Below are 10,381 nucleotides of genomic sequence, written 5' to 3'. Positions count from 1 at the left end.
CCCCATCTCCCCATCCCCTTGTCCATTGTGCCACCAGTGGGAGGGGAAAGCGGAAATCAACAAGCTGATTTGATTACCGATTTGAATATTTGGAATCGTCAAACCAAGCTTGGAAAAGTTTTTAGTTCTTCTACTATATTTAAGTTACCTTCGGGTGCAAAACGTTCTCCCGATGCAGCTTGGGTGAAGTTAGAACGTTGGGAAGCTTTAAGTTTAGAATAACGTAAAACATTTCCACCGCTCGCACCCGATTTTGTGATTGAACTTCGTTCCGAAAGCGATCGTTTAAAATCTCTTCAAGATAAAATGCAGGAGTATTTAGAAAATGGTGCGCGTTTGGGTTGGTTAATTAATGCTCAAGATAAGCAAGTTGAAATTTATCGTCAAAATCAACCAGTAGAAGTAATTAATATTCCGATAACACTTTCAGGAGAAGATGTTTTACCGGGGTTTGAATTACAGTTGTAAATAAATATTTTGGATTTTAGATTGTTTGTTTCTTCTTTTTAAGCTTATTTCGGTGTCTTTAATATAAGTACTCACGCAAAATAAATTGTACATTGTCATTGCGAGTGTAGCGGAGCGAAACGAAGCAATCGCAGTAGTTTGGGATTGCTTCACTTCGTATGCCTTTCAGGCACGCTACGCTAACGCAATGACACAAATAATTTTACATACCCACTTATTTAGGAATTGCTGTTAGCACAGCGTAACGCACCATTTCACCAAGCTAAATCTAAATTGCAATTTATTAAACGCAGAGGAACACAAAGGTAAGCGCGGAGGAACGCTGAGGAAAGAAATAGAGAGGTACTGTGTAAATCTCAATTATTGACGGTTGACTGAGTTACAATCCAACAACATCCGCATAGCTTTAGCTTGTGTATGCTCTGGAAAAACGGTTAAAAAATCATCTAAATCGCGGATAGCTGCACGGATATATCCTGGTGAAGCACTTTGAGACAACGCTAATTCATACAGTTGCTTTGCTATGGGAATATAATCAGCAGCCAAATAATAAAGAGCTAAATTTAAAGTATTTTGCCAGTCTTGAGGATTTTCGTTATATTTTGGTTTGGCGAATTCGACTGCATTAGCAAGGTCAATTTGTGCTTTTGCTGATTGATTGAGTGCTTTGTAAACTAAAGCGCGTAAATACAAGTTCCAACTATCTTCTTGTAATTCAACAGCACGGTTTAAATCTGCTAAAGCTTTTTCATATTGCTTTAGCATGAGATAGTATTCACCCCTACGTGCTAAAGCCCAAGTGTAATCGGAGTCAATATCAATTGCACGGTTAAAATCCTTGAGGGCATCTTCGTAACGTTTCATCCAACGATAAGTATAACCTCGTTGTGCGATCGCCCATTTGTAATTGGGGTCAATTTCAATTGCACGGTCAAAGTCTTTGATTGCATCTTCATAACGCTTCATTTCGCGGTAAGTAATACCCCGTTGTACGATCGCCCATTCGTCATTGGGGTCAATTTCAATTGCACGGTCAAAATCTTTGAGTGCATCTTCGTAACGCTTCATTTGGCGGTAAGTAAAACCCCGTTGTGCGATCGCCCAAGTGTAATCGGGGTCAATTTCAATTGCGCGGTCAAAATCTTGAAGTGCATCTTCGTTGCGTTTCATAAAACGGTAAGTAATACCCCGATGTGCGATCGCCCGTTTGTTATTAGGGTCAATTTCAATCGCACGGTCAAAATCTTTAAGAGCATCTTCGTAATTCCCCATATTACGATTAGTTAAACCCCGCCAACTTAAAGCAACTGGTAGCCATTTAACTTCAATTTCAGAATGCTCCACAAGCGCGGTAAACATTTCAACTGCTTTTTCATACCGCTTTTCTTCATAAGCTTTCAAACCCTCAACTAACTTTTCAGCCCAACGCTTAACCTCAGCACTATCTGTATTCTCTCCAGCCTGTAACATCCTTTCTGCAAAACGTTGAGCAAATTTAAGCTTATTGTTCAGAGCCAGAAGAAATTCATTTAAAGCAACAGAAAAATACTTGTGTGACGATTCACATAATCGGTGATAAGTTACGTCCAAGGTATGATTAAACCAAGTTTCATCAAGCCACGCTTTATCTTCATCTAGCTGCAAACTATGGCGTAAATTATCGTAGTATTCCGCCAATTTCCGATGCAATTCCGCCCAACCTTGTAACGATAATCGCCGCTTATAGCGCAACATTTGCGTTCTCACGACATCATGATATACCCAACCATCGTGACGTTCGTTAACAAAGGGCATTTCTTTGAGCCAGTTAAACAATGCCTTCCCTTCTTCACCTTGTAACTGCCTTAAAATATCCTCGTTTATACATAGAGGTATTGCCGCATTTAACGCCACTTCTCGCCGTTTGGGGTCATCCACCCATTTTAAAAATCGTTCTACGGCGGTACCGCTACTGTCGCCGATTTTACTGGGGTCGTTGGGAACTTCTGCTGCTAAAGTTGCCAACAGCAAAGGGAAGCATCCGGAAAGTTTCAAAATTACTTTAATTACTTGGTCGTCGGTAATACCTTTTCGCGCTAAATATTGTTTTGCTTCTTCTTCCGTAAAAGGTTCTAAAGGGAAACGGGCAATTAAGCCCTCATAGTTTGCCCAATGATTTTTATCTAACTCCTGACGACCTGCAATAATAAACAATATATTTGCGGGTATTTCGCCATAACGACCGTCAAAAATATCTAATAACCAACTATCCAAAAAATCATCGGTGCGTTCGTAAGTATCAAAGAAAAAAGCAATATCAGAATTATCGGCGATTTCCCCAATTTCTTTAAAAAACAGCGGTGTCAGCACTTCCAATGGTTCCTGTACCAGACGCACTTCATCTTTATTCGTCAACTTTTTCGCCACAAAAGAAGTCCATTCTCCCGCTTGAGAAGCGAATGCATCTGCATCCACAAAATCCATTGCTACACCTGCAACAGGTACTTGTTTCGCCAATTTCAAACCACCCTTAGCTACAGCTTGTCCTAAAAACGCTGAAAAACCTTGGGGTGCTTCGGGGTCAGATTCTAATTCTTGCTTTTTTTGACGGTAAACTTTATAACGTTCGCCAAATTTATCCAGTTTATGACCTTGCTTCTCAAAATGCTGCGCTAACCTTGCCATTGCTTCTGGTACACTTCTTTCTTCATCGTCAGTTAAAGCAGTAACAACCTTAACCGTTTCAGCAATTTTACGGTACTGTCCTAACAGCGTAGTTTTTCCCACTCCACCTTGACCAAAAACACTGAAAATGAAGCGACGTTGGTCATTGTCTAAAGATAATTCCAAATTGCCGCGAAACAGGTTGATTTGTTCCTCTCTGCCAACAAAACTTTTTTGCTGACGTTGCTTAACAATATCTTGAAGACTTTTGGACTGTTTTCGCTGGTTCATAAAATTACTGTGGTAAAAACCCTTTAATTTATTCCCTTCCCCCAAGCTGCTACAGTTAAGGGTGGGGTTATTTCGGGTTATTTTTACAAATACTGAATATGATAACAAGTCAATAATAAGTACATCCCGATTGGTTTGAAAGGTTAAAGCTTTAACGATTCCTAAAGCACAAATTTATGTCTTATTTAATACTCTATCCGGCGGTTGAAACCGCGACTACACAAGCAAAGTCCACCTTGCGTGGACTAATAAATTTAGAACCCGCGCAGGCGGGTTTTGTCTGTGTAGTAGCGGTTTCAACCGCCAGATATTCTTTATTTTTATTGAAATCCCGATAGAATTTTCATCCAGCCCAACCATCCGCTGAAACTTCCAGCATCGAGGGGAATATTATGAATACTTCCGAAATCTGGCTACAAGAGCGCACCGCTTTGGGAATACTCGATCCCGAACCAATAAGCGCGATCGCCAACCTTATTGAAGAAAAAGTTATCCCAGCCAACGAACGTTTAGTTACAGAAGCAACTCCACCTGAAGCCCTCTATATATTGTTGGAAGGTAAACTCGAAAGCAATAGTAAAGATAAAAACAACCTTACTTTTAATTGTGGATTACTTCCTGGTGCAGTTGTCAATTTGCAAGACTTGGTGTTGGATGAGTTGACTAAGTGTTCTATTACAACTTTGAGTGAATGCCGTTTTTGGGTAGTACCTGGGGCTAAATTTAAAAAATTAATCGCCCAATATCCCCAAATTCAAGCGGCTATTTCCCGTCAATTAGCTCAAGAAGTTGCACAACTCACATCCGCACTTAGCAATGAACAAGAGCGTTCAATTGCTTTGCGTCCTTATTTAGTCACTAAAGCCCAACGAGGAGTTGTGGGGACAAGTCGTTATGCTGTTAAGTTGCGAGAACAAATCCGTGAAGCTGCTGATACTCGCGAATCTATATTAATATTTGGCGAACCTGGTTTAGAAAAAGATAATATTGCGGCTTTAATCCATTTTGGTTCTGACTTTCGCTGTCAGCCGATTATTAAGGTAAACTGCGGTATTTTACAGCTTAGCGGTGCAGATTTATTCGGACGTGCTGGGGGTAAACCGGGTTTAATTACATGGTTGGGGGAAGGTACTTTAGTTCTGAATAATATCCAGGAAACACCACCGGAGTTATTACCAAAGTTAGCTAAATTTATCGAAACTCGTAGTTATAAGCCTACTACTCGTGTAGGTGAACCCGAAGCTGAAGCTTATACTAGTAAAGCTCGGATTTTAATTATTTCAGAACAAACTCAACCATTAATTCAGCGAGCGGTTGATCAAACCATCAAAGTTCCACCCGTGCGAGTACGCAAGTCGGATATTAAAGCCCAAGTAGAATATTATATTAGTCTTTATGCTCGCTCCGCAGGTATTGGCAAACCTAAAGTAACCCCGGAAGCCTTACGTCGCTTGCAGTCCTACGATTTTCCGGGTAATTTGAAAGAATTAAAAAGCTTGGTAGAACGAGCTATAGTCCAAGCTGATGGAGCCAAAGAATTAACTGAAGAAATTTTTTGGTCAGCTGATACTAAGAAAAAACGGTTTCGTTTCAATTTATTAAATGCTTATCCAAAGTTGAGAACCTTTCTTCGTAGTTCCTGGTATCCCGATTGGATCAACTATGGTTTTACTTTACCAGCCTTTGCCGTTACTATTGGTATTCTATTTCTCGGCCCGCAATCGCGAGATCAAAATTTTGCCCTCAATCTATTTTGGGCTTGGTGGTGGCCTTTTTTCTTGTTTCTCTTTCCATTTTTAGGTCGAATTTGGTGCGCTTTCTGTCCGTTCATGATTTACGGTGAAGTTACGCAGAAATTATCATTGTGGTTGTTTCCCCGCAAACTGCAAAATTGGCCCCGACAGCAAGCTGAAAAATGGGGTGGATGGTTTTTGTTTGTCATGTTTACTCTAATTTTTCTCTGGGAAGAACTCTGGGATTTAGAAAATACTGCTTATCTAAGTGCTTGTTTATTGTTATTAATTACTGCGGGAGCGATGATTTGCTCTGCTATATTTGAAAGACGCTTTTGGTGTCGGTATTTATGTCCTATCGGCGGGATGAATGGCTTATTTGCTAAATTATCAATGACCGAATTAAGAGCGCAACAAGGTATTTGTTCGGCTACTTGTACAACTTACCAATGTTATAAAGGTGGACTACAAAAAGGTGAGGGCATGGAAACAAATGGCTGTCCTTTATATTCTCATCCCGCACAGTTAGAAGATAACCGAGATTGTGTTTTATGTATGACTTGTCTCAAAGCTTGTCCTCATCGCTCGGTTGAGTTTAATTTACGTCCTCCCGGTATGGAACTTTGGACAACTCATGTACCTCGTAGTTATGAAGTAGCGCTGTTATTTCTGCTTTTAGGAGGAGTGTATCTGCATCGCTTACCGGAAATACAACAAGTAATGAATTTGCAATTAGATTTAACTGACTTTGGGCAGCATTCTGAATTATCTTTATTAGCTTTAATTATCCCTGTAATTGTTCCTTTTGCTGCTTATGGTTTAATGCAGTTATTTTATCGATTGAATTATTATATTAAAAATCTCAAAAATCAAAATTTCAATGTAATTAAACCCAAACCTTTTTTAGAACTTGCCTATGGTTATTTACCATTAATATTAGGTGGTAGTTTAGCCCATTACTTACGTTTAGCTTTGAGCGAAGCAGGACGTATATTACCAGTAACTTTTGCTACTTTTGGGTTGAATGGTGCATCTCTAGCAATATTAGTAGCTCACCCCGCAGTCATTGCTTTTTTGCAAGGCACTACTTTAATTTTTTCAACTTTATTAACGGTATTATTAACTCAGAAAATCGCTCGTCAACCCCTACGCTGTTTGTTTTGGCAACATTTAGCAGCTATTAGTCTCACAGTAAGTATGTGGATAATAATTGTATAAATTAGGCATAAACATCAAAAATATCTTATTTTCATGAGGGGTATCACCCAGTATTATAAACCGCAATCAATTACTTAGAAAGTCGTTCAGCTTTACATTTATTTGATAAAATCATTTGATATCTTTAACAAAATTTAATATTTATTACGTAAAAATTATGTGATTTTATTTATACTGAGAAAAATAAATTATAAAATCATTGCTTAAAGTGAGTATTCTAAGACTTATAAAAATAACTTCTAGCTTACTTAGTATCTAGATGTTCAAGTAATTAATTGTCATGCAGATACAAAGGAACTAATAGTAAATAAGCTAAGTCCTGGAAATTGTATTCAATAGATATAGCTTTGGTTTCTCGTTAAGTGTTCCATAAAATCGGAGCTACGTTTTACGGCTAGATAAGTTTAATATTATTGACTTAAATGTCATCAAATTTGTCATCGGCATTAAAAATTTGAAAGTTTAAAAACAAACTCTCAAGATTAAATTGCCGTCGGATTTTTACTCTATTATCAACTGTTTGAAAAGAATTTTACATTATGGTTATCAGTATATTAGGCATAAACATGAATAAATTAGGTATGAGATAAAACTTTATAAATTAAACACAATAAACCTAATTTGTCTTTAAAAGCCTTATTTTTTGATTACCAACTCAAAATATATTCTGAAACGCTTGAGGGAGAGTTGAAAACATTTTATATTCCCACAAACGAACGAAGAAAACATCTCTAAAATTAGGCTGATATTAAAGACAATAAATAATATGAAAAAGAAATTAAACGAACTCGCTATTTTTGGTGGTCTACCTACCTTTAAAGAAAAATTACACGTAGGTCGTCCTAATATTGGTTGTAGAGAAGTTTTACTACAACGTATTAACGATGTTTTAGATAGGAAATGGCTGACAAATAACGGACCATTAGTACAACAATTCGAGGAGGAGATAGCTTCTTTAGTAGGAGTAAAACATTGTATTGCTACTTGTAATGCAACTGTAGGCTTAGAAATTGCCATCAAAGCTTGCGAACTTAAAGGTGAAGTAATAATTCCTTCATTTACTTTTATTGCTACCGCTCATGCTTTGCAATGGCAAGGAATAGAACCTATTTTTTGTGATGTTGATCCCAATACTCATAACATAGACCCCCAAAAAATAGAGCCATTAATTACAGAAAATACTACAGCAATAATGGGAGTACATTTATGGGGACGGGGATGTGATGTAGAAGCACTTGAACAAATTGCTCATCGCTACAACTTAAAACTTCTATTTGATGCTGCTCATGCTTTTGGATGTTCTTATCAAGGACAAATGATAGGTAATTTTGGTAACGCAGAAGTATTTAGTTTTCATGCAACCAAATTTTGCAACAGTTTTGAAGGAGGTGCAATTGTTACAAACGACTCGGAATTAGCTAAAAAAATTCGTTTAATGAAGAACTTTGGATTTAGGGATTACGATTGCGTTGACGAGCTAGGTATCAACGGAAAAATGAATGAAGTATCTGCCGCTATGGGGTTGACATCACTTGAAAGTATAGATGATTTTATTAATATAAACCTGAGAAATTACAAAAAATATCAACAAGAATTATCCAATATTCCGGGTGTAAATTTAATAACTTATGACCATAAAGAACGATGTAATTATCAATACGTAATTGTAGAAATAGATGAGTCAATAGCTGGAATTAACCGCGACCAACTTTATCAAATTTTGTGGGCAGAGAACATACTAGCAAGACGCTATTTTTATCCAGGTTGTCATCAAATGGAACCCTATCGCTCTCGTATTGCTGATATGGGCTTGATGTTAACTAATACCAGACATTTAGCAGCGCGAGTACTAGCATTACCTACAGGAACGGCAATAAGACCAAGAGAAATTAGTAAAATTTGTCAGATTTTAAGACTTGCAACTACAGGGGGAAAAATAACCAATGAAATGCTCTACCAACATATTCATGCCTGCTAATGATTCACAACTAACAAAAAATCATATTAAAGTTAGTGTATCTCTTGTTACTTTTAATCATGAAAAATTTATTGCACAAGCTATAGAAAGTATACTGTTGCAGGAAGTGAATTTTAATTATGAAATCATTATAGGAGAAGATTTTTCTAGTGATAGAACGCGGGAGATTGTAATTGACTACCATCAACAGCACCCAGATAAAATTCGCTTGATATTACCTGAAGAGAATTTGGGTTGCTACGGTCAAAAAATTTTTGTACAAACGCTTCAAGCTTGTCGAGGTGAGTATATTGCTTTGTTAGATGGTGATGACTATTGGACTTCTCCCTACAAGCTACAGCAACAGGTCGATTTTTTAGATAATCATCCTGAATGTGCAATTTGTTTTCATGATGTGATGACAATTTATGAGGATAAAGCTGAGCTACCTCGGAGATATAATGATGTTGAACCAAGCCCATTTTCTGGATTAGAAAGTATTCTAAAAAGTAATTTTATACCAACTTGTTCGACTTTATATAGAAAAGGTTTATTTGATAAATTTCCAGACTGGTACTACGATGCCGTTTGTGGAGATTGGGTACTTCATGTAATGAATGCAAGAAATGGCAAAATCGGCTACATAAATAAATCAATGGGAGTTTATCGCGTGCATAAAAACGGTTTATTTAGTGGTATGAGAAAAATACAGCAGCATATAGAGGTAATTAAATGTTATCAGTTTTTAAATGAATATTTGAAGTTTGAATATAACTATATAATTAAGTGCGAAGAAATTTATCGTTATTTAGCTTGTTTTTTGATTTATCAAAGAGAAGGAAATTTCGCTCAGAAAAAGCAATTTTTTCACAAGTTAATCTTAACTTTAGGAAAACATCCTTTGATTAGTGGTGTCGCAATTTTAAAATTTATTAAAAGAAGCATTTTTAATCAAGTAAGTAGATATAATTGGCGGCTAAAAAAGCAGAAACTCAAACTGCTCACCTATGAATATTCAAGTAATTGATTACCAAAATCCTTTATGGCTGCAAACCTTGGGGAAACTGCGTTACGATGTTTACCATTTACCAGAATATGCCCATTTAGAAGCAAAAAGAACTAAAACGGTAAGTCAGGCTTTTGTGATTATAGACAGCAAAAACATTTTTTTCTTACCTTTTTTAATTCGTTCTTGTAATGACATCTTTGGTTCAAATAATCAAGATATTTATGATGCAATATCGTCCTATGGTTACCCTGGTATTTTATTAAGTGAAGAGGCTGCGAATAATTTTGATTTTACTAATTTTGCTTTGAATGAATTAAATAATTATTTAAAACTAAAGGGTATATGTTCGGCATTTTTGCGATTGCATCCTATTTTAAGTAATAAATTAAATCAAATATTGTCCCAAGAGAGTGTTAATAAAATTGGTGAAACGATTTCCATCGATTTAAAACTGTCAGAATCACAAATTTGGGCAAATACCAGGAAAGGCCATCAAAGTACAATTAACAAGTGTAAGCGGCTTGGCTTTACTGCCAGAATGGTAAACTTAGTTGAATACGTCGAAAACTTTCAAGCGATTTATCACGAAACCATGAATCGGGTAGCAGCGGAAAAAACTTATTACTTTGACCGAGAATATTTTGCGGATTTAGTAAACTTAAATGGTAACATTCACCTGTGCTTAGTAGAATTAGAATCAGAAATTGCCGCAGCTTGTATATTTTTTGAATGTGGTGGCATAGTTCAAGCTCATTTAGGTGGAACTAAAAATAAATTTTTACACCAATCTCCATTTAATTACTTATTAGATTATGTTCGATATTGGGCAAAACAACGTGGTAACGAATTGATGCATATAGGGAGTGGTGTTGGAGGTACAAAAGATAGTCTGTATCATTTCAAGGCAGGTTTTTCTAAACAAAGACACGATTGGTTTGCGCTGCGATTGATTCCAGATCGAGAAAAATATAATTATCTAACTCAGTTACGAGCAGAATATCTAAATACTGGAGTTGATCAATTACTTCAGTCAAGCTTCTTCCCGGCTTATCGTTCTAATTG

General features: G+C 36.7%; 5 protein-coding genes and 1 pseudogene. 5 read left to right on the top strand and 1 reads right to left on the bottom strand.

Annotation, left to right across the window (positions count from 1 at the left end; genetic code table 11):
* A pseudogene (locus IQ247_RS29270) lies at positions 1-468 on the top strand (Uma2 family endonuclease); the annotation flags it as partial.
* A 360-nt stretch (positions 469-828) separates the two neighbouring features.
* Here the strand turns inward: IQ247_RS29270 and IQ247_RS32940 are convergent.
* Complete coding sequence (locus IQ247_RS32940; RefSeq protein ID WP_228060151.1) at positions 829-3,402, bottom strand: tetratricopeptide repeat protein; 2,574 nt, start codon at positions 3,400-3,402, stop codon at positions 829-831.
* 392 nt (positions 3,403-3,794) lie between these two features.
* On the opposite strand from IQ247_RS32940, the gene IQ247_RS29260 reads away from it, so the two are divergent.
* The 4 genes from IQ247_RS29260 to IQ247_RS29245 all read left to right on the top strand — a co-directional run.
* Positions 3,795-6,353, top strand: a complete 2,559-nt coding sequence (locus tag IQ247_RS29260; protein ID WP_193925373.1) for a sigma 54-interacting transcriptional regulator — start codon at positions 3,795-3,797, stop codon at positions 6,351-6,353.
* Between the two features lie 766 nt (positions 6,354-7,119).
* A complete protein-coding gene (locus tag IQ247_RS29255; protein WP_193925371.1) occupies positions 7,120-8,331 on the top strand; it encodes an aminotransferase class I/II-fold pyridoxal phosphate-dependent enzyme in 1,212 nt (403 codons plus the stop codon).
* On the top strand, positions 8,321-9,337 hold the full coding sequence (locus IQ247_RS29250; RefSeq protein ID WP_193925369.1) for a glycosyltransferase: 1,017 nt from the start codon (positions 8,321-8,323) through the stop codon (positions 9,335-9,337). The genes IQ247_RS29255 and IQ247_RS29250 overlap by 11 nt, the downstream gene beginning before the upstream one ends.
* On the top strand, positions 9,318-10,381 hold a 1,064-nt coding region (locus tag IQ247_RS29245; RefSeq protein ID WP_193925367.1), incomplete at its 3' end, for a GNAT family N-acetyltransferase. The genes IQ247_RS29250 and IQ247_RS29245, both read left to right, overlap by 20 nt.

It is taken from the genome of Plectonema cf. radiosum LEGE 06105 (assembly GCF_015207665.1).
GTDB classification, from domain to species: Bacteria; Cyanobacteriota; Cyanobacteriia; order Cyanobacteriales; family Nostocaceae; genus Rivularia; species Rivularia radiosa_A.
The sequence above is the reverse complement of the archived record's forward strand: the minus strand, read 5'-3'. Positions and strand labels throughout refer to the sequence as shown.